Source organism: Amycolatopsis sp. NPDC059235 (assembly GCF_042754125.1).
Lineage (GTDB): Bacteria > Actinomycetota > Actinomycetes > Mycobacteriales > Pseudonocardiaceae > Amycolatopsis > Amycolatopsis albidoflava.
In genome coordinates this window covers 1-19,535 of sequence record NZ_JBHZAG010000056.1, presented here as the reverse complement: position 1 = coordinate 19,535, position 19,535 = coordinate 1, and the positions used below count along the sequence as shown (strand labels likewise).

Here is a 19,535-nt window from a genome sequence, read left to right as displayed (position 1 = left end):
GTCGTGGGTTCACGAACCCGAAGGGGTGTCGCAGGAGAGTGCGGGGTGGTCGAGGGCGCTGCCGTACCGCATGGCGGCGTTGATGCTCATGCCGAACAGGTCGCAGATCTGGCGTACGTCGCCGCCCGTCGCGAATACTTCGTGAAGAATTCGGTCCTCTCGCAGCGGTCGCGGAGCGAGCGGGATCTTCTTCCAGGGGTATCTCGCGTCGACGGGGGTGTCGCGGGGTGCCGACCTGCGGTTGACGAGGAGATAGGGGTTCGTCGTCTCCGGCCATTGCCGGGCCCGATGGTCGAGATAGGCCGCGAGGCGAACACGGACCGGCGCCGCGAGCGGGATAGCGCGGCGACCTATCGTCAGGATTCCGTCGCTGACATCGGTGAGCAGGATCGAGCTGACCTGCCGGGCCGTGACGCCGTGGAAAGCGACCAGTGCGACGGACAGCGCGCGTGCAGGGTCCGGCGCGTTCAGCGCGTCCTGGATGGTTTGGGTGTCGACTGGCAGCGGGATCGACTGGCCCCGGATTCCGGGGCTCACGCCGGCTGCGGGATTGATGAAGAGTTCCTTGCGGGACTTGAGAATGCGGAACAGAGACCGCAGACCTTGTGCTGCGGTCAGACGGGACGGCCCGGACTCAGGCAGCGCGTCGAGCACCTGCTCGCGGCTGATCTCGGCCAGGGAGGAGTGGCCCATTTCGGCCCAGCTGCGCAGACACGGGAGCATGCCGGCGAGCTGCGCTCGCACGGTCCGGTGGTCTCGTGGCCTGCGTCGGGGAGCGACGGTGGTGCCCTCGACCATTACTGCGTACCAGGTCTCCAGCTGTGCGCGCATGGCTGCTGGAAGCTCGCGGGTCTGGACCAGGAAATAGGCGCGAATCGCCGGGACACGGTCGTCGTCAAGCAATTCGGCGGCGGCCAGGACTTCCAATGTCGATTCGACTGTCAGCCCGCGCTGGTTGAGGACCGAGGCGGCGTCGCTGGCCTTGATCATGGAACCCGGCGTGGCCTGAAATGCCTGCAGAACGTCCAACGACTGGCCAACCACGTTGGTCAGCCGAGAACTCCAGCCATGGCGAGCAGCGTGGTCGAGCAGAACGCTCTCGCAGTAACGGGCCATCCCGGGGTTGGAACCCGTTGGCAGGGAACCGATTCGCGTGAGATCCGGGCGCACTGTGAACAGGGCCAGCTGCTGATTTTTCACCGGAGCGAACGCAGCGGGGGCCGGAAGGCCGCGCCGCGCTGCGGAAGCCCGAAACCTCCGCTGGCGTTCCCGCGCGGGCGTGCCTCCGCGCGGTTGGTGGTGCAGGTTCGCCAGGAACAGCTGCTGACCGTGCCGGTTGGCGTTGACGAGGTCGAGCGGTTCGCCCTCGCCTCGGACGTGTTTGGCGTGTTGCCAGCACAAGCGGCAGGCACCGTGATCGCCCAGCGGCATTGTCCGGCCGCAGTACGGGCAGTCGTCGACCGGACGACGGGACCGCCACCCGCGACAGGTCCAACAACGCCAGTTGTGCTTGCGGACGACGCCCCAGGCCAGACAATCCCTGCACGCGTCAGGGTGACCGGGCGAACCGGGATGGCACACGACGCAAAGACCCTGCGAGAAGTATTCGCCGGATCCGCAGGCGCTGCAGACCGGGACAGGGAACGGCCCGCCCGGCAAGCAGCTGTAGCAGTAGTCGACGCGCGGTGTCGTCCAGGCGACGCGGTTGCTTCGGCACCCAGCACAGAATTTCGGCGGCGTGGTCATGCGGGCGGCGCCGACCGATGCCGCCCCAGCCGAGGCGTCACCTGCGGTGGACCGACCTGGTTCGCGGCGGCCTTGGGCGGACGCAGCGCGGCAACCTTCTCGGGCTCCCGTATCAGCAGGTCGGTTGGCTCGCATTCCAGCACCGCGCAGATCACGTCGAGGTCGTCGAGGCGAATCGTCACCGGCGTCGAGGTCCACAACGCCGACATCTTCCCAGCACTAACTTCAAGGCCTGCCTCGGCCAGGCGGCGGCGCAGTTCGGTCGATTTCCAGATCCCCTGCTCAGCGGCTTTCATCCGCAAGTTCCAGCGCATGCCTTCACGTTCCCGTCTCGATCTCGAACCGTGCCGTCATTCGCTGGTTCGCCTGTTCCCAAGCCCGTTCGATGTGGTCGCTGCGGACGTGCACATACCTGGTCGTCGTCGACAGCCACTCGTGCCCGAGAAGTTCCTGCACTGCCTTGAGGTCCATTCCGTTGCCGTACAACGAGGAGGCGCAATAGTGACGCAGGACGTGAGGCGTGAGCCGCCCCTTCCACGCCGGAAGCCATTGCGCCGTCACACGTCCCAGGGCGGCACGCAACGCATCGGTGCCGACGCGGGGACATCGGCCGAGGACGGAGTCTTGCCGCTCGCTGGGCAGCATCGGCGCGTCAGGGTCTGCCCAATCCGGCCCGAACTGCGGCCGGATTTCAGCCATCCACCAGTCAATCAGGACATCCGCGGAGTTGATCGCGGGCACCAAGCGCGGCTTCGGACCGCGCCCCCGGCTGCCTTTTCCGAATCGGACGTGAAGCTTGCCGCGGTCGCCGAGATCAGGGCGCCAGTCACGCAGGTCGAGCTTCACCGACTCGGTGATGCGCAGTCCCAATCGCCGCCACAGCGACGCTGCGAAGTAGTTCCGCGCAGCAGGAAGGTACTTCCTAGAGTCCACAAGGGACTGTCCCCACGAGGTGAAGAGCCTGTCGATCTCGTCGTCTGCCGGCGGGACGCGGACGTTGCTCGCCGCGGCGCGAGCCGGCCGGTTGAACTCGTCGATCGGCTGTTCGACAACGAACCCGGTGAGGCGATTGATGTCGCCCTGGTATCGGGTCAGCAGGAAATCGTAGAACTGAGCGATACCGGCCGCTTTGCCGGACAGCGTGTTTCGGGACCGGCCGCCGCGCCGCTGGTCCGCGAGGAACCGGTCTCCGTCGCTGACACTCGCCGTCCACAACGGTCGCGCCAGGAATTGCGCGAAGCCGATCACCAGGGTCCGGGACGAGGCGATGTGCGCGTCTGTCAGCCCGGCCGCGGCCATGGACAGCGCGTACTGATCGACGAGCTCCTGCTCGAAGTCTTCGGCATCCAGCGCGGATCGCAGCGCATTGGGGGAGCCGAGGTTGCGGACTACGGCGAGAGCCATGGACCGCTCGGTTCGCTCAATCGGTACATCAGTCGACTATCTGACAGAAGCTTCAGGAATCTCGACGTTCTGTCGGAATGTCAACCCGATCGTGTGGGGTGCATCCGACCTGGCGCGATGCCCTCGCAGCTACAAAGCAACCTCAGCGAACCCGCGCCATTGCAGACAACCGCAGGCCGCGGTGGGGGAGAGGGGAGAAGCCGTGGCTAACAGCCGTATTCGCCTGCAACCGCTCGCTACCTTCCTGAACCCGAACCGGGAGGTCTACGTCGGCTGGGACGAGGGCCTGCAAACCTACTACGCCCAGGTCTTCGACGGACGAGACGCGCAAGGGGAGGACCGCCTGACCGTTGACGTCGGCAATGGCCTCGGCGACGTCACCTATCCCGGCGGGGTGATCACCGCGCTCCGGTCCTATGCCGAAATCACCGACGACCTAGGTGAACTGCTGAATGTCAGCCGTGTCTCGACGACGCCGACCTACACCGACTTGCGACCGGATTCCCGGCGTTACCAAGAGGAGCAGCACCTCCAGTCCGAGCTGAACCGGCTCTACCGCCCGGACGGCTTCGTCACCACGCTCACCCGCGATGACGTCGCACCCGTGCTCGGTGAGCACGGGTGGGCCTCCAGCGGAATCAAAGCCACCGAGACCGGGCACACCGAGACCTACCGCCGCGGCGAGCAGGAACTGACCCTCGCCTGGACTTGGCCCGACCAGGACTACGACACCGAACGCATGCTGAGCCCGATCCATCTCGACGGCCAGCGCCACGGCGTGGACAAGCGCGAAGAACTGTCGAGTCTGCTTGCCGAGGGCAGCCCGGATCCGCAGATTCTCACGCCGGGCAGCGAAGAACGGGTCGACGAACTGCTTACCGGCATCTTCACCGACGACGAAGCACAGAACCACGACCGTCGGCTCGACGCCGGGCCGGACGAATCGTGGTTCGACGACCCGCCCTCCGACGACGAGGGATTCCACTCCGGACTCGGCACCTAGCACAGCAGAGACCCGAAGGAGGTTCTGACATGGACGAAGAGACAGCGGAACGGATTAGCCAAGCCGCAACCGAGGCCGCTGATCGCGTGTGGAACAGCTCCGTCATACCGAAAAACGTCAATTCGGGCGGCCTGCAATCAGCTATGTCCGCAGTCGAAAATCAAGCCGACGCGGCGTACCAAAAGACCGTCAGAGAGATGTCCGCTGTCCTCGGCTTCGAGGAACGTGACTACTACCTTGCCGATCCGCTCGCGGCAGTGATTCACGAACCTGACTGTATGGCCGAACGACCCGAGTACTCGCTCGACGATCTCGCTGATGAGCTGAACAGCGAAGCCGACGAAGACCGTCTGCTGGACGACCACTTCCGGGACAACGACGACCTCGGCCAAGGCTTGGGGTACTGAGCATGCTTCGGAGTTGCCGGTGAACCGGGCAACCAAGGCCGTTACGGGCTTCGTCGCTGCCGGCGTGACGGTGCTCTGCGGCCTCCTGCTCGGCGTCGCGATCGTCGCTGCCGCGCAACCGCCCACGGCGATTGCCGCGGCGGGTTGCGGGAACTCCTCGTCCGGGACCGGACGGATCGTCCGCGGCGAACAGGACGCGGAAGCGACCAACATCGCCCGGACCATCGTCGGCACCGTCCAACAGCGACGGCTCCCGCGCCGGACGGCTGTCATCGCGATCACGACCGGCCTGGTCGAATCACACCTGCACAACCTCGACCACGGCGACCGCGATTCCCTCGGCGTGTTTCAACAACGGCCGTCCCAAGGCTGGGGAACCCGCGCCAAGGTCCTGAACCCCGCACATGCCACGAGCACCTTCCTCGACCACCTTCTCGCCCTGCCCGAATGGGACAAGCTCCCGCCAGGCAAAGCGGAACAAGCCGTGCAGAACAGCGGCTTTCCCGGCCGTTACGCACCTCGCGAGCCGGAAGCGGCCCAGATCGTCGCCTCCATCTGGACCGGCCCGGACAACCCCGTCCCGCACACGACCGCCGAGACTTCGGCGACCACGTGCGGAGACGACGGCAAATCCGACCTCCCGCTGCCGCCCGGGAGCGACCAGAAGACGCGGATGCCAGCCGGATTCACGCTGCCCGCGGATCCTCGGCAGAAAGCAGCCGTCGGTTACGCCGTGGCGCAACTGGGAAAACGGTACGTCTGGGGCGGCAAAGGCCCGGACACCTTCGACTGCTCCGGCCTCCTGCTCGCCGCGTGGGCCACCGCGGGCATCGGAATCCCCGCGTCGACCGTCGGCCAGGTCAAAGCCGGTCACGCCGTCCCCGACCAGTCGCAACTTCAGCCGGGCGACCTGCTGTTCATCCCCGGTGCCCTGGGCAGCCCCGCTCAGCCGCGCCACGTCGGCATGTACGTCGGCGCAGGGCTGATCGTCGACGCGTACGACGAGAAGCACGGGGTGATCGTCGAGCGCCTCGCAGCCTGGTCCGCCCGCATCGTCGCTATCCGCCGGGTGGCCGACCCGGCATCGCCCTCCCCTCCGCCAGGAGGGAGCCAGCCCCGATGACCGACCGCTGGTGCCCTCCCCGCACGGGAGGGACGCCACTGTGCCCCGTCACCGTTCCGAACCAGCAGACACCGACCGCGACCTCGTGTTCGTGGCCCTCTTCATCGGTGCTGCGCTTGTCCTCTGTGGAGCCGCCTTCGCGCTGACCGCGTCCGCAGTGCTGACCACCGGGTTCTCCACCGACACCTGGGCATGGCCGACCCCGCCTCGGTCGCTCAAGCTCGCCTTGCAGGTCGTCATGGACCCTGTTCATCCGGCAGCAGCTCTGACCCATCCTTGGGACAACGGCATATCCGGCCGTGAACTGGCCTTCTATGCCTACGCGACCGCCGTGATCATGGTGCTCGCGAGCCTGATCGTCGGTGTCTCGATTCCGGTCTGGCGGCGATGCGGCCCCGTCCGACCAGGCCATGCCACGCGGTTGCAGGTCTACTGCGCCCTCTCACCTGCCGCGGCTCGACGCACCGCCGCCTGGACCCGGCCGGACTTGGCCTTGGAACAGCGCCGCCGCGGTCCGATCACGCATATCTCCGCGCCGCTGCCGCGAGGACCGTACCGGGAACGTCTGGTCGTTTCACTGGAGACCCCGACCGGCACGATCGCACCGACCCGCTCCGGGAAGTCCCGCACCGACCTCGTCCACAAAGCACTCGACGCACCGGGCGCGTTGTTCGCGTCCACCACCAAGAACGACCTCGCCGAATGGTGCCTGCTGGCCCGCTCCCGCCGAGTTCGCGGCGGAACGGCCTGGCTGCTGGACATGACCGGAACCACCGACTGGCCCCGCCACGTTCGCTGGAACCCGGTCGGCGGCTGCGACGAACCCGCAGTCGCGTTGCGCCGTGCTGAAACGCTGATCGCGACCTCGGCGCTCGGAATCCAGGACGTCGGCGGGAACGACGCCGTCTTCCGAGGCCGCGCCCGGATCGTCCTGCAGGCCTATCTGCTCGCCGCTGCCCGCCACCAACGCGGCATCGACGACCTGATCACCTGGTCGCTGACCAAACCCGCCGACCAGGAACCCGCCGAGCTGCTGCAACGCGAATTCCCGCACCTTGCCCACAACCTGCGCTCGGAAACCGGCATGGTCGCCGAGACCGCCGACGCGGTCTGGATGAGCGTCCGCCGCGCGCTCGAGTCCTTCATGAACCCCGATGTCCGTGCACTCTGCACCCCGGGCAGCGACCCGTTCGACATCGACACTCTCCTCGACACCGGCGGCAGCGTGTTCGTCATCGCCGGCCAGCACCAGGCCGCGCAAGCCCGCCCCGTACTGAGCGCGTTCGCCGAAGAGTTCCTCACCCGCGTCCAGGAACGCGCCCTGCATCAGGAAAACCGGCGAAACACCCCGCCCGCGACCACGATCCTCGACGAAATCTACGAAGGCACTCCCGTGCCGAGACTGCCCGGGATCATTTCCGACATCGCCGGCCGCGGCGGGCCCGTCCACTGGTCCGCCCAATCCCGCGGGCAACTTGACGAGCTCTACGGAGAACACGGCCGCAAGACCCTGATCGACAACACCCTGACCCTGTCGGTTTTCCCCGGTATCAAAGACGACCAGACCCTCGAATGGCTCTCCACGATCAGCGGGCAGCACCGCCGCCGCACCTACCAGCACCACTCTGACGGCCTGCTCAGCAGCGGCCGCGGCTCGGTCGGCAGCGAAGACACCCCGACCTACCGTCCCGGCGACATCCGCACCCTCGACCGCGACCGGGTTCTCATTCTGCACGGCAACCTCAAGCCGATCCTCGGCCGCACCGTCGACATCACCCAGCGCCCCGACTGGCCCCAGGTCGAAGCCGACGTCGCGGCCATCCGGACAGGCAACGCGCAGCGCGAACTCGACCGGATTCAGGGCCGGGCATGAAGACCGACGACGACATCCCGATTCCCGACGATGATCCTCAGCGGAGCGCTGCCGAGATCGCCGCCATGGTCGAACGGCTGTGGTCCGCGGCCCAGTCGCACGAAGCCCGCCTCGGCCACCTCCACGACCGCCTCGGCAAGCTCGAAGCCGAGGAAGAGCCGGGCCCGAACCACGTCGCCCGTTGGCTCGCCTTTCCCGCGCCCCCTGCTGCGGAAGACCCTGAGCACCAAGGGGAATCACCGTTGTTCACGATCGCGTGCTTCGTGCAGTACTACAACGAGGTCTATGTCGGACGGCCCGGCAGCCGTGCCGTCGCGATCCCCGACTGCTGGCTCAACCATCCCGGGCTGCTCGCTGAGATCGCGACCCTGACCTACACCTGGCGCGCGGCTCATCTCGGTCGGCACGCGAACGTCCGTGATGCCCAGTATTGGCACGACCGGTGGCGGCCCGCGTTCGCCGAACGTCTCGCGACCGAATGGACCCATCCGCACTGTCTCACTGCGACGCACAAGCAGGTCGGCAAGGAGGATTTGAAGGACCGGTACACAGCCGAAGCGTCGGCTTCGCCCCAACCGTCGGCCGACTAGCGGAAATGCATGAGTTAAAAGGGTCGGGCTCGCCGTGTTGGAGAGGGGCCGGTGCCCGTTGGGGCGAACGGTGCACCGGCCCCGTTCCACCTGGCGCGGTAGGCGGAACATTCAGTACCGCCGGGAGGAACGGCACGGAAGAGGAGAAAGGCCTACGCCGATCTGCGCAGGCTGACTCGATGCTTCGCCGCGTACTTGTCCATGAGGGCCCGTGAGTCCGTGGTGGACAGTGCGACGTTGTCCAGTTCTTCGAGCACGTCGCTGTAGTTTCCGTCGTCGGGCATGAAGACAGCGGCACCATGGCTCGGAAGGTGGACGACGGGTCCGCTGTTGGTGTCGTACCGCGTGAACGGCCCCATCAGTCCGGGATTCCGGTCGGTGCCTGTCGGGACGACGCGGACCCTGACCGACGAGATCGGTGCGGCTAGGCTGGCGAGGAAGCCGAACTGCCGGGAGACAGTTGCGAACGATCCGGTCATGTGGGCGAATGCGGCTTCGCCGATGTATGCCGTGAACGGCTTGGACTGGATGAGCTCTCGGTGCTCTGCGCCGAGTTCACCGACGAAGTGGACTTCGGCCTCCGTCCTGCCCGCGGCGATCAGCGTTTCGCGTGCGTAGTCGTCGTTCTGCACGAGGTCGGGAATGAACAGCGGGTTCCAGTCGGCGACGGATGTGGCGGTCGTCCCGCAGTCGGCGAGCATCGCGTAGCGGTCGTAGTCGTGGTGTCGCCCCAAGATGACGACCTCGGACGCGGTCATTCTTGCCAGTGCGAGAATGCGGCGCTTGTCGTCGCCGTCGACGCCGAGCGTGCCGAGAATGTAGGCGACGTCGATTTCCGGCGCGGCGCGCAGGCCCAGTTCCCAGCCGGACAGTCTCGCTGGCCGGACCCCGATTTTCCGGGCAAGCTCGTTGAGGCCCCATGACGCGCGTTCCCGCGCGGCACGCAACGCGGCTCCGAGCAGCGTGACACGCGTGCTCACCGCCATCGGCCCTTTGCTGGGTTTCATGGCAATTCAGCCTTTGCATCTGTCATCGTCGGTGCGGCCGCTCATCGCTGCCGCCTCCGCTTCGGCTTCGCGGGCCGCTTCGGGACGCTCCAGCCCAACTGTTCGCGATATGCCGCGTCGCAGGGCAGGCACTGCGTCGGTATGCAACGCGCGCCGCGTTGTTCGTGCGGCGCGAACGCAGCGACAGCCTTCAGACCGCAGAGCATGGTGATGTGTTCCCCAGGCGCGGGGACGCTCGTAAGGCGCGCGCGGTGCCATACGCCGTCGACGACCGGGCGGACATGTTCGAGGTAGATGAAGATCAAAGCTGCCATTGGTGACCGCTCCTCTCGTGCTCCGGCGGTCGAGCAACAGACCTCACACGTCGTGATACGACGTTGTGATCACGAGGCAGCACGCAGAACGGGCTGGGCTTACGTTTGCGGCAGGGGAACACCGCTACCTCCAAAACGCGACTTGCGGCGGTTTTGCGACAACGGACGCAGAAGACCTCAACGTGGGGACGCCGACGCGGTCATCCGACTCCGGAATCGGTTCGGGAACACAGCCGTGTCCTGTTGGCCATCCAACCGCGCAGGGGCACCCATGTTCGCCTCCGTCGTCACCTGAATCTCGCTCCACCTCCCTAGGGAGGTTTTGTCAGAATGCACCTCCCTAGGGAGGAATGTCAAGACGGGTATGGAGGTCTCACTAGGGAGGCCGTACGCTGGTTGAGCGAGCAGAAGAGGAGACCCCGTGTCAGAACGGCTACCGCTCAGCAGGCAGATCTCGGCCGATCTGCGTGCGGCGATCATGCAAGGGGAACTCGCTCCTGGTGCTGTCCTTCCATCTGAGCGGCAGCTCATTGCCCAATACGGTACGACGAAAGCGACCGTCGCGAAGGCGATTGCCTTTCTGGTCTCCGAGGGCCTTGTGACGACCGAAGTCGGGCGCGGCACCTTCGTCCGACGCCGTCCGCCCCTGCGTCGCGTCTCGGCCGCACGTCGTCATGCAGCCCATCGGGGCACCGGAAAGCCTGTCTTTGATGTCGGGGCGATCGAGCAAGGACGAGTTCCGTCACGGCGAATTCTCTTTGTCGGGCGGACTCCCCTGCCGCCGAATGCAGCTCAGTGGCTTCGCGCAGCACCCGGTGAGGAAGCAGTGGTACGTCGTCGCTTGCAGTTCCTCGATGACGATCCGGTCGTGGTCTCCGCGAGCTACTACCCGCTGTGGCTTGCCGCGGACACTCGCCTCGAATCTCCTGACGCACTGCCTGAAGGGCCGGACGAGCTGATCGAGTCGCTCGGGCACAAGTTCTTCCGAGGGGTCGAGGTATTCAGTGCGCAGATGCCGATCCCGGAGGAAATGGAACTGCTCAACCTTCACGCGGGGGTGCCGGTGATGCACATGTGGGATGTGGATTACGACAAGGACGGCAGGCCACTGCAGGCCGCTCATGACGTCTACGCGGGCGACAAGCACGAGTTCATCTACGAGTGGAACGAGAGCGACATTCAGTCATGACAAGCGAGCGGCCGAGCGACTGGGCGGACCGGATCAGCGGCCAAGCCTGTGAGATGTGCCAGTCGAAGCGCCTCGACGAGGATGTCTACGGGATCCGGATCTTCAGTACAGTGGATGTCGATGCAGTTCTTCAGCGAGCAGACATCCAGCGCGGGTACACACTCGTCATCTGGCGTGGCCGCCACGTTGTTGAACCCTTCGAGTTGACTGAACCGGAAGCACAGTCTTACTGGAAGGCGACTTTGACCGTGGCGAAGGCGCTGGCCACGTTCTACCAGCCGCTCAAGATGAACTACGAGACCCTCGGGAACACGGTTCCTCATCTTCACACGCACCTGCTGCCGCGATTCGCTGAAGACCCGGCTCCGGGAAGGCCGTTTCCGTTGCTGCCGCAGAGCGGCGATGAAGCACAGATCGACGCTTTGCAACTCGCCAGGGACGCCGCGGCGCTTCGAGCACTGCTCGGCTGAGTCCGGCAGGTGCGAGCCGGAGGCACGCCCGGAGCGACATGCAGGCCTTGCCTCCGTGATTCTGTCAGCGGATGAAGAATACGCTCGCCCGGGCAAGCCTTATCGCGCCCGGTCAGACGGAGTGCACTTTCGTTGCGCGGCGGAGGAAGCAGCCGGCGAATGCGCGGAGGTGTCCCTGCCTGGCTCAGCAGCTTCGCTCGCGTTGAGATCACCGGTTGTTCCCGCCTCGGTGAGCGCGAATCCGGTGACGATCTGGGGGTTGATCGCCATGCTCTGGTCCAACGTCCGGTCCGCCCAGGTATGCAGCTGGCACTCATAGCGGGATACAGCGGCCGGGGTCGTTGACCCGGCGCACGAAGCCGGTGGCGACGACGCTCCAGCGGCCAGCGACCTCCAGTGCGCTGAGCGCCGGAACTTCACCGTGTCCGAGCCATCGCCAGCCCAGGAACCATAGTTGGACTGGGCATGATCGTTGCCTCAATAGGTGAATTTGCTGCGGTCGCGGTACGAGAGGCTTGTTTCTTCGTAGTCCAGACTAGGTGGGACCTCAGAAGGATCTGGCGAGCTCTTTGTCGATACGGCTGCGCGATGGCGAGCCTGGGCTGCGTCGACTGCGGCTTGGAATTCGCGGTCAAGAGCGTCTTTGACCCCGTGGCCTGGTCGTGCGTCAACTCCGGCGTCACTGTTGTCCTCGAGCCTGGCTTTCCACTGTTCTGCGACGAGTCTCCACGCACGGGCTCGAGCGTGGTTGCCGGTCTGGGGTGGCCCGAGGGGGCTTGCCAGGCGGGTCGCCGAAACGTGGAAGGTTTCGCGGTAAGCTGCGGCGAGAGTGAGGGTCCGCTCCCACCCGGCGGCTTGTTCCGGCGTGGTGGGCCGCGGTCCGAGGGAGGCTGCCCACGACGGAGGAGCGACGACGACCTGCTGGCCTAGTGAGGTGACCCGGTCCCGGATCTCGGCGTGAGCGAGTTCGAGACGGACGACCCGGCTGGCTTGTTCGGCCGGGGTGGTGATATCAGCAGAGGCGAGCCATGGCAGTGCCGGACGGCTTGTGTCGTGCATGCGCCGTAGACGTGCGAGCTCGGCAACAAGCGATTGTGCTACGCGGGCCGGGAGATTTCTGGGACTTTGGTCAGGGTCTTGCGCGACACGGCGTGCTGCTGCGTCGAGGGCGTCGTCAGGCGCGACGAACGCGCGGGAACCGGCCGCAGCATGTCGCCAGACGGTGTTCCATCTCGTTGCGGAGACGTCGGCACCGGGCAGGTTCTGAGTGATGATCTTTCTCCAGCGATCGACTTCGTTTTCGGTGGGCTTGGCGGTTCGTGCCGGTGGTTGTCGGTTGGTGCGGTAGCTGCGGAGCGCAGCCAAGAGCGCGAGGTCAGGTGCGTCGGCCCAGGCGAAGTCGTTTCCGCGGGTGACTGCGTGCAGGAGGCGTTCTGCTTGCCAGCCTTGGTCCTGGGCGTCGGCGAGGGCGTTGAGGATCGCTTGTTCGGCACCGCTGTTGACGGTGGCCGGGACGTAGCGGGCGAGCAGGTCGAGGTAGCGGTCTTCGTCTCCGGCGCGGGCGAGCACTTCGTAGCGCTTGACCAGAACATCGAGCGTTTCGAAGTGGTCCTCGCGTTCAGCGTCGAGGTGGTCGAGTACGTCGTCGGAGGTGAATTCGGCAGGTTGGCTTGTCGGAGAAGGCTTGGCGGGGGATGCGGGGGCGTCGTAGCGTGCCCAGCGGAGGTTGAGTTCGTCCCAGCTATGGGTGCGCGCGCCGTGGGTTTCGGGCCGCGGTCCGAGCGGGCTGTCGGGGCCGCTGTCGAGCTGGTAGGTCTCGCGGTAGGCGGCAGTGAGTCCGACGATTTCGTCCCATTCCCATGCGGTGATGGGGTTGTCGGGACGTGTGCCGAGGCGCGCTGTCCAGGCTGGAGGGTTGCGGATGGCTTCGCTGCGGAGGTGTTCGAGGCGGCTCTTTATCGCGTCGTTCATCTCGGCGAGGTATTCGCGCCGGCCGGGCTGGGTGCGGGCTGCGGCGAGATCTGGACGGGATTGCCAGGGGAGTGTGCGGGTGTGGACTTGGCCGCGGTCCTTCTGGGCGTCGAGTTCGCGGAGCAGGGCGTTGGCGGCGTAGGCGTGGTCGGGCATCGGATCGGGGGAGCCGTCGCCTTCGAGGATGTGCCGGGCGGCGAGGTGGTGTGCGGTCGTGGTGAGGGCGGCTTCGACGTCGTGGCCGAGTGCGATAGCACCGGTGGCGATGCGCCAGACGCGGTTCCAACGCGGGTTTTCCACGTCGGCGTCGGGTGCGATCGCGTCGAAGGCTGCGCGCCATCGGTGGACGTCGCGGGGGTCGGGGTGTCCGGCGGGTGGTGCGGTGGTGTTGGCGGCGAGGAAGGTCGTGATGCGCGAGGTGAGGACGGCGGCGGGGTCGTCGGTTCCGGTGAGGGGTGATCCGGCGGTGAGGCGGGGGAGGAGTTGCTCGGGGCTCCAGTCGAGATCGTTGGCGTTGCGGAGGGTCTGGACGAGCGCTGCTTCTGCTTTGGTGTCAAGGGTTTCGGGGGCGTATCGGGACAGTGCGTGCAGGTAGGTGTCTTCGTCGACGTAGGTCGCGGCGTAGTTGTAGTGGTCGACGAGTGTCGCGAGCGAGACGACTTGGTCGAGGCTGTCGCGATACACCTCGGTCGCGGACGGTTCGATGCTGGTGTGCTTGAGAACGCCGACAAGGACTTTGCGGGCGGCTTTTTCCGGGTCTGGGTCGACTTCGGGGGTCTTCTGGTGCAGGTCGATGACGTGGTGGTGGGTGACCACGTAGAGGTGGTTTTCGTGTTGCGCGCGGGTGATCGCGGGGTAGAGCTGCTCGCGGGTCATCGTCGGCGGGACCAGCGAGTGGGCATTACCGGAGCTGGTCATGCCCTGGACGCGGTTGACGGTGGCGGCGTAAGCCAGTTCGACGTAGCGGCGGACGTAGTTGCGGGGCAAGGTGATCCGGGCGCCGTGCTCGACGTGGCGCACGGTGAGCTGGCCGCCTTCGTGGGCGGTGACGACGCGCCAGGTGTCGCCGTTCTTGACGAAGTCCGCGCCGCCGAAGAGGCTCAGGCGGCGGCGGTTGTGCCGCGTGACGACCGTGTCGCCGGTGCTTGCCTGGGTGCCGTCATGCAGGTCGACTTCGGGACCAGTCGGCTCGCTGCGGCGACGCAGGCGGATCGCGCGGGCTTCGAGGTTAAGCGCGACGGTGTCTTCGTTGGTGGGCACGATCAGCAGGGAGTCGGTACCGGACCGCAGATCACGCCGCCAACTGGTCAGGGCTGCGTTGCGCATTGTTTCGACAGAGCCGGAGGAGATACGCCCTCTGTTGGCGTAGAAGTCGATCCCCTTGTCGTTCCCGACGCGGATCATGAGTGATGCGGCGGCTTGTTCGTCGCGGTCGCGGCCCTTGAAGCGGACGACTTCCGAGAAGCGGACTGCGCCGACGTCGAGGGCGATGAGCCTGATCGCGCCGCCGGCTTCGACGGCGGCGAGCTGCCGGTCATCGCCGATCAGGCGCACGTCGGCACCTCGGTTCAGTGCGTAGGTGACGACGGTGTGCAGGGTGTGCGTGCCAGCCATCGCAGCCTCGTCGACGAGGACCAGGTCGCCCTCGGCGATCGGGAACTTCCGTTCCGCGACGCCGTGGTCGAGCGCGGTGGGGAGTTGGTGCAGCGTGTGCGGCCGGGCTCCGATCGACACGCCAAGCCCGAGTGCGGCCCGCGCGGAGGGGCCGAACGCGTAGACCTGCCGCCCTCGAGACCGCCACAGGTCAGCCAGTACTTTCATCGCAGCGGTCTTCCCTGCACCCGCGGGAGCGAGCGCCAGCTGCAGCCGCTTGCCGGAACCGGCGAATTCGGTGACCATCCGCCGCTGGCCCTCGTTGAGTGTCGGGGACCGGAGTGCCTTGCGCACGGCGCGGTCCGGAACGCGCTCGCCGCCGCCACGCTTGGCCCACGCGACGAAATCGCCTTCCTCCGCCAGCGTCTGTGTGGTGGTATAGCGCGTGGAGCGGTGCTCGTGGAACACCGACTCGCCCGAACGTCGCCGCAGGAACGGCGCTTCGGCTACGAGCGTCGCGCCTTCCAACGCGAGGGTGGTCGGCGACGAGATCGCGCGGTCTACGACGCGGTCGATCAGCTTGGCCCGGTCGTCGGCGGGCACTGTGAGACGTGCGGTCTGCCGGTGGGCTTGTGCTTCGAGGTGCCAGCGGGTGAAGTGCGCGTACTTCGCGCTGACCGCGGCGACGACGGCTTCGGCCAACCTGTCGAGATCGTGCTCGGACATTTCGGCAGCTGGCGCACGCCCGCGAGCGAAGACTCCTCGGCCGAGCTTGTCGATCGCCTCCTGGCCTACGAGTTCGCGGGCGAAGTCGTGCCAGTCGTCGGTGTGCTCGGCCAGCGACTTCGGCGGCGGTTTGCCGGGGCGGCCGTCCAGTTTTGCGGCACGGTCGATGGCGAAGATTTCCTTCGGCCGCGGTTCGCGCCCGTTGAGTTCGCGGAATTCGACGATCCGGCGCGCGCGAGCGGCCTCGAACTGGCGAGTCCGTTGCGAGAAGCCTTTGATCAACGGAAGCGGGACGGCCGCGAGTTGCCAGATCTTTCGGTTGTGATCAACGCCGTTGGCGGGACGCTGTGTCCATCGTGCACCGTGCTCGCGGAAAAGGTCGCGAGTGCGAGTGTCGAAAAACTCCGATGCGGTGACGGTTCCGGCGAGCATCGGGCGTCCGTCGAGCGCGGTCCATTTGCCGTCTTCGGATCGGCGGACTTTGGTGGAGATCAGAGCGTGGAAGTGCAGATGCGGGTCTCCTGCGCGGCTGTCCCAGTGTTCGAAGACCGCCACGGTGATCCCGTCGACGTCCACCTGGGCCTGGCCCCGATTGCCCGCGCGGGTGAAGGCGAGGTTCTGCTCGACATAGGCCAAGGTGTCCCGCATCGCTTGCCGGACAAGGTTCGCGATCAGTTCGCGTTCCTCAGGAGTTGCCAGAGCCCACGCGACCGACACGGATTTGTCGGGTGCGAACACCATCTCGTAGCCGGATACCGCTTTCCGGAGCTTACGCTGCTCCTCTGCCAGCCATGTCTGCAGCGCGGCCGGGTCGACAGGTCCGCTGGCTCCGGTCGCTTCGCGATAGACCTGTTCCTGGACTTTCTGGCGGATCTCGTGTCGTGTCGCAGCATCGATCGGTGCACCGACAGGTCGGCCGTGCTCGAGGTTGTAGTCCTTGTACGCCTGTGCGGTGTGGACACGCATGAGGTCCAGCCCGCTGTAGACGGGAAAGCCGCGGCCGAGCCTTGTGGCGCTGAGAGCTTCGGCGGCGGTCTTGCCGTCGGCGATCATCTCGTTCTCGATCGCGTCGGCGTTGGGATGGCGGCCTTCGCCGAAGAGCGCCTTCATCTGGGCAGGTTTGATCTCGCCGGTGAGCCCGAAAATCTGCGCACCGGCGCCGAACCATTCGCCTGCCGGGTAACCGTGGGAGAGGTAGTAGTCACTCAACAGCTCGCCGGGGTCGAGCCTGCGGTCGTGACACGCGACCGCGTTGGTGAGGTACTCATGATCACCAGGGCTCAGCTTGCGCGAGCCGATCACCGAGATCGAGCGTACGCCGCAAAATCACCGACGCCCACCTGGCTCAGAGGATCTGCAAGATGTCCTGTGTGTGCGGTGGGCCGTGCGGGGCGGCGCGGAGGCTGGGCGCGGTGGTGACCGGGGCGGCGTCGGTGCGGCGCGCGGGTGAGGACGTGGTGGGGTGCGGGACGGGCACGGTTGGCTGGGTGGTGGCGCGTGCTGGTGGACAGGGCTGGCGCGGAACGCCTGTCAGCTACCCGAGAATCTGGTCCGGACACGTGAAAGCGGCCGCCGGTCGTGAGACCGGCGGCCGCTTCGGTTGGGCAGCTGTGCGGCTACGCCGCGATCAATGCCCGGTGCTGCGGCACGGCGCGCAGCGGCGGGCGGTCGAGTTCGGTGCAGTACGCGCACCGTCCTATCGGTTCGGCGTGGTGTTCGGCGGGCGTCCGCTCAAGGTTGCACCCGATGCACAGCACGCCCTCTGCGAGCGGGAGTCGCCAGAGGTTCTCGTAGAACTTCTCCAGGCGGCCGCGCTGCTCCGGCGTGACTTCGTAACGGTCGTCGCGATCGTCGAGCACCTCGCCGCGTTCGTCCTCGTACTGTTCGGAAACACGGTCGTCCTTGCATGCGCGCCCGGTCTGCGGGATGACGGGCTCAATCTCGTGGTGGTTCTCGTCGTAGCTGGTTTGCGGTTCGTACTCGACTCGGGAGCGGCGCGCACGGACCTCGAACGGTTCGCGCGGTGCTGAGGCAGGGCGCGGGATCGGCTGTGGGACTCGCCGGGGTACAACCGTAGTGACTGGTTGCGGGATCGCGTGCGATTCGGCTTCCCGGCGGCAGAACTCGGAGCAGTACGTCATGTCGGGTGCCATGCTGAGGTTCCCGTCGCAGTTCCCGCACCGGTGGATGTCTCCGGACTCGGCCTCGCGCTGCGACTCTTCTGCTGCGCGCTTGGCGCGGATCGCGCTCGCACGTTGGCGACTGGCGTAAACACACGTCGTGAGCAGGGTCCGGTGGGCCTGGTCGATAGACGGCCATGCCTTGTGGCCGCTGCGGATTGCGTCGGTCACGGTCGGGTGATCGGCGGACGGGTTTTCCAGCAGCGTGACGCAAGCGCGGAGCGCTTCGCGCGCGTGACCTCCGGCGCGTGCGGCGAGCCAGCGCAGCGACTGGCGCGCAGTGCTGCGGTTATGCGCGGGGTCGGCCAGGAGCGCCGTTACCTCGTTCGGGTGTCCGGCGAGCGACGCGCGGGATTCGGTGGTGTGCACGCACGCCGCGAATGCGCGTCGCGCGTCCGGCGTGAGGTCCGTGCGGTGTTCGTAGATCTTGCGCACGCGCGCCAGAGTATCGGGGTCGGTCGGGTCGGTGGAATTGAGCAAGTGCGCGCAGGTCATGAGGACGGCCTGCGGGGTGTCTGAAAGATGCTCGAACATCCACCGGAGCGCGATGAGCGCCGATGCGGTGCGCGGAGGTGTCGCGCTGAGCGCGGTCACTACGTCGTCAAGGGTGTAACGGTGCCGCCGATCAGTGCTAGTCATGTCGACAATCCATTTCTGTTATGTGTGGGTTTCCGGCGGATCGGGTTTGGCGCCCCGTCGACCGGTAATTACCATATTAATGGGATTGGCTACTATTCTCAATAATGCAACGCCAGAAAAGCGGACTATTTAAGATGCTCTGACCTGCGGTAAAGGTGACCAGGTGCAGAGCGGTGGAGAGGTGGCCCCGAAGCCGCCCGGGGCAGGCCCTCGGCCTGCCCCTAATGCCTGACCAAGGCCGTAAGGGGACCCGAATGCAAGGGTGGGGCCTCGCTATTTTTTTGACGCGCTTTTTGTCAAAAAAATAGTGGGGTGCCCTTGTATTTGGGGCAGCGGCCGATACAATTTCGGGGCCACCTCTCCACCGCGGACGGGACCGATCCGCAATCGCCGGCCACCGTGTCTGGCCTGCGCAAACGATCCGGGCAGGCCCTGGCTATGCTGGTCGGGTCGCGACGTGATGGGTCTTCTGTCCCGTGGGCACGTCGCGACGTCCGGCGTCGTTGCTTTGGCGAGCCGTCGCTCCGGCGATGTCGGCCTTGTGCCGTGCGCCGCCGGTCCGATGGGGTCGGGGCCGCGCGCCCCGGCCCCATCCCGCACCTGCTGGGACGCGACTAAGCTGGCGGCCGTAGCCCTCCCTGCGCAGGGAGGCAATCATGCCGCAAGACGAAGATCGGCCGATCCGTCGTCGACGCCGATCGAGTGCCGAGATAGCTCGGCTGAAAGCACTACGGCAAGCGCACGCGGAGAAACTCGAGCGCGTCCGGCAGGACGAACAGCGGATCGACAACGCATTGGCACCGTTCGCGGAAGCAGCAGAAGCGATCGCGGCGGCAGAACGGCGACACGAAGACCGGTGCGCGCGAATCACAGCCAGGCTTGAGCGCGACCTAGCGGACCTCGATCGTGCGCGAGAGAAGGCCATTGAAGAGGCGGCTGTCGAGCGGCGCGCGCTGAAGACTGCGCTGGACGATGAAACCGGCAAGCTTCGCGCTGTGATGGGAGAGTCGGTCAAGACGATCCGGGAAGTGGGCACCGGGATGCCGGAGACCGCTGCACTGCTCGGAGTCAGCGTAGGCGAGGCGCGCAGGCTGGCGGTTGCGGCAAAGCGACTGGCCCGTGAAGCATCGAGCACCGGGTCGTCAGCCGACGGCGGGGTACCCGAGACGCCTCCATCCGAGTCGGCCCCTGTGCTTGGTCGGGGAGCGGACGCAGTCACTGATGCCGAGCAGCGGGAGCCAGACGCAGCGCCGGAAGGTGAACGAGAAAAGAAGTGGGGTGGTGCGAGCGCGTAGCGCTG

The 19,535-nt window shown here is 66.4% G+C and carries 15 protein-coding genes; 8 read left to right on the top strand and 7 right to left on the bottom strand.

Features of this window, described 5'->3' with window-relative positions; translation table 11 throughout:
* Window positions 1–9: 9 nt before the first annotated feature.
* The 3 genes from ACFXI3_RS30200 to ACFXI3_RS30190 form a co-directional block, all read right to left on the bottom strand.
* Window positions 10–1,200 carry a hypothetical protein gene (locus tag ACFXI3_RS30200; RefSeq protein ID WP_378404051.1) on the bottom strand — a complete coding sequence of 397 codons (1,191 nt, stop codon included), beginning with the start codon at window positions 1,198–1,200 and terminating at the stop codon, window positions 10–12.
* Window positions 1,201–1,742: 542 nt separating this feature from the next.
* On the bottom strand, window positions 1,743–2,060 hold the full coding sequence (locus ACFXI3_RS30195; protein ID WP_378404050.1) for a helix-turn-helix domain-containing protein: 318 nt from the start codon (window positions 2,058–2,060) through the stop codon (window positions 1,743–1,745).
* 4 nt (window positions 2,061–2,064) lie between these two features.
* Window positions 2,065–3,150 (bottom strand): tyrosine-type recombinase/integrase, encoded by a 1,086-nt coding sequence (locus tag ACFXI3_RS30190; RefSeq protein ID WP_378404048.1) that lies wholly within the window; start codon window positions 3,148–3,150, stop codon window positions 2,065–2,067.
* Between the two features lie 202 nt (window positions 3,151–3,352).
* Between ACFXI3_RS30190 and ACFXI3_RS30185 the strand changes: the two genes are divergently transcribed.
* From ACFXI3_RS30185 to ACFXI3_RS30165, 5 genes are read left to right on the top strand one after another with little or no spacing between them, the layout of a single operon-like run.
* A complete protein-coding gene (locus ACFXI3_RS30185; protein WP_378404046.1) occupies window positions 3,353–4,153 on the top strand; it encodes a hypothetical protein in 801 nt (266 codons plus the stop codon).
* Between the two features lie 29 nt (window positions 4,154–4,182).
* Window positions 4,183–4,560 carry a hypothetical protein gene (locus tag ACFXI3_RS30180; RefSeq protein ID WP_378404044.1) on the top strand — a complete coding sequence of 126 codons (378 nt, stop codon included), beginning with the start codon at window positions 4,183–4,185 and terminating at the stop codon, window positions 4,558–4,560.
* A 19-nt stretch (window positions 4,561–4,579) separates the two neighbouring features.
* Entirely contained in the window at window positions 4,580–5,683 is a 1,104-nt protein-coding gene (locus ACFXI3_RS30175) for a C40 family peptidase (protein ID WP_378404042.1), read from the top strand.
* Window positions 5,684–5,723: 40 nt separating this feature from the next.
* A complete protein-coding gene (locus ACFXI3_RS30170; RefSeq protein WP_378404040.1) occupies window positions 5,724–7,556 on the top strand; it encodes a type IV secretory system conjugative DNA transfer family protein in 1,833 nt (610 codons plus the stop codon).
* Window positions 7,553–8,146, top strand: a complete 594-nt coding sequence (locus ACFXI3_RS30165; RefSeq protein ID WP_378404038.1) for a hypothetical protein — start codon at window positions 7,553–7,555, stop codon at window positions 8,144–8,146. The genes ACFXI3_RS30170 and ACFXI3_RS30165 overlap by 4 nt, the downstream gene beginning before the upstream one ends.
* A gap of 152 nt (window positions 8,147–8,298) precedes the next feature.
* On the opposite strand, the gene ACFXI3_RS30160 is transcribed toward ACFXI3_RS30165, so the two are convergent.
* Together ACFXI3_RS30160 and ACFXI3_RS30155 are read right to left on the bottom strand one after the other, a co-directional pair.
* Complete coding sequence (locus ACFXI3_RS30160) at window positions 8,299–9,126, bottom strand: helix-turn-helix transcriptional regulator (RefSeq protein WP_378404036.1); 828 nt, start codon at window positions 9,124–9,126, stop codon at window positions 8,299–8,301.
* Between the two features lie 68 nt (window positions 9,127–9,194).
* Window positions 9,195–9,467 carry a zinc finger protein gene (locus ACFXI3_RS30155; RefSeq protein ID WP_378404034.1) on the bottom strand — a complete coding sequence of 91 codons (273 nt, stop codon included), beginning with the start codon at window positions 9,465–9,467 and terminating at the stop codon, window positions 9,195–9,197.
* A 421-nt stretch (window positions 9,468–9,888) separates the two neighbouring features.
* Between ACFXI3_RS30155 and ACFXI3_RS30150 the strand changes: the two genes are divergently transcribed.
* The gene (locus ACFXI3_RS30150) at window positions 9,889–10,656 is read left to right on the top strand and encodes a GntR family transcriptional regulator (RefSeq protein WP_378404032.1); all 768 of its coding nucleotides are present in this window, start codon (window positions 9,889–9,891) and stop codon (window positions 10,654–10,656) included.
* Window positions 10,653–11,126, top strand: coding sequence for an HIT family protein (locus tag ACFXI3_RS30145; protein WP_378404030.1), 474 nt, complete (start codon window positions 10,653–10,655; stop codon window positions 11,124–11,126). The genes ACFXI3_RS30150 and ACFXI3_RS30145 overlap by 4 nt, the downstream gene beginning before the upstream one ends.
* Window positions 11,127–11,603: 477 nt before the next feature.
* On the opposite strand, the gene mobF is transcribed toward ACFXI3_RS30145, so the two are convergent.
* The gene (gene mobF, locus ACFXI3_RS30140) at window positions 11,604–16,718 is read right to left on the bottom strand and encodes a MobF family relaxase (RefSeq protein WP_378404028.1); all 5,115 of its coding nucleotides are present in this window, start codon (window positions 16,716–16,718) and stop codon (window positions 11,604–11,606) included.
* A 314-nt stretch (window positions 16,719–17,032) separates the two neighbouring features.
* The gene (locus ACFXI3_RS30135; RefSeq protein ID WP_378404026.1) at window positions 17,033–18,190 is read right to left on the bottom strand and encodes a hypothetical protein; all 1,158 of its coding nucleotides are present in this window, start codon (window positions 18,188–18,190) and stop codon (window positions 17,033–17,035) included.
* Window positions 18,191–18,891: 701 nt separating this feature from the next.
* Between ACFXI3_RS30135 and ACFXI3_RS30130 the strand changes: the two genes are divergently transcribed.
* Entirely contained in the window at window positions 18,892–19,530 is a 639-nt protein-coding gene (locus ACFXI3_RS30130; protein WP_378404025.1) for a hypothetical protein, read from the top strand.
* The last annotated feature ends 5 nt before the right edge of the window (window positions 19,531–19,535 follow it).

Bases quoted from the DNA above. Each gene is read 5' to 3' on its own strand.
- ACFXI3_RS30145 (WP_378404030.1), top strand. From the start codon at position 10,653: ATGACAAGCGAGCGGCCGAGCGACTGGGCGGACCGGATCAGCGGCCAA.
- ACFXI3_RS30180 (WP_378404044.1), top strand. From the start codon at position 4,183: ATGGACGAAGAGACAGCGGAACGGATTAGCCAAGCCGCAACCGAGGCC.
- ACFXI3_RS30190 (WP_378404048.1), bottom strand. From the start codon at position 3,150: ATGGCTCTCGCCGTAGTCCGCAACCTCGGCTCCCCCAATGCGCTGCGA.
- ACFXI3_RS30155 (WP_378404034.1), bottom strand. From the start codon at position 9,467: ATGGCAGCTTTGATCTTCATCTACCTCGAACATGTCCGCCCGGTCGTC.
- ACFXI3_RS30195 (WP_378404050.1), bottom strand. From the start codon at position 2,060: ATGCGCTGGAACTTGCGGATGAAAGCCGCTGAGCAGGGGATCTGGAAA.
- ACFXI3_RS30130 (WP_378404025.1), top strand. From the start codon at position 18,892: ATGCCGCAAGACGAAGATCGGCCGATCCGTCGTCGACGCCGATCGAGT.
- ACFXI3_RS30165 (WP_378404038.1), top strand. From the start codon at position 7,553: ATGAAGACCGACGACGACATCCCGATTCCCGACGATGATCCTCAGCGG.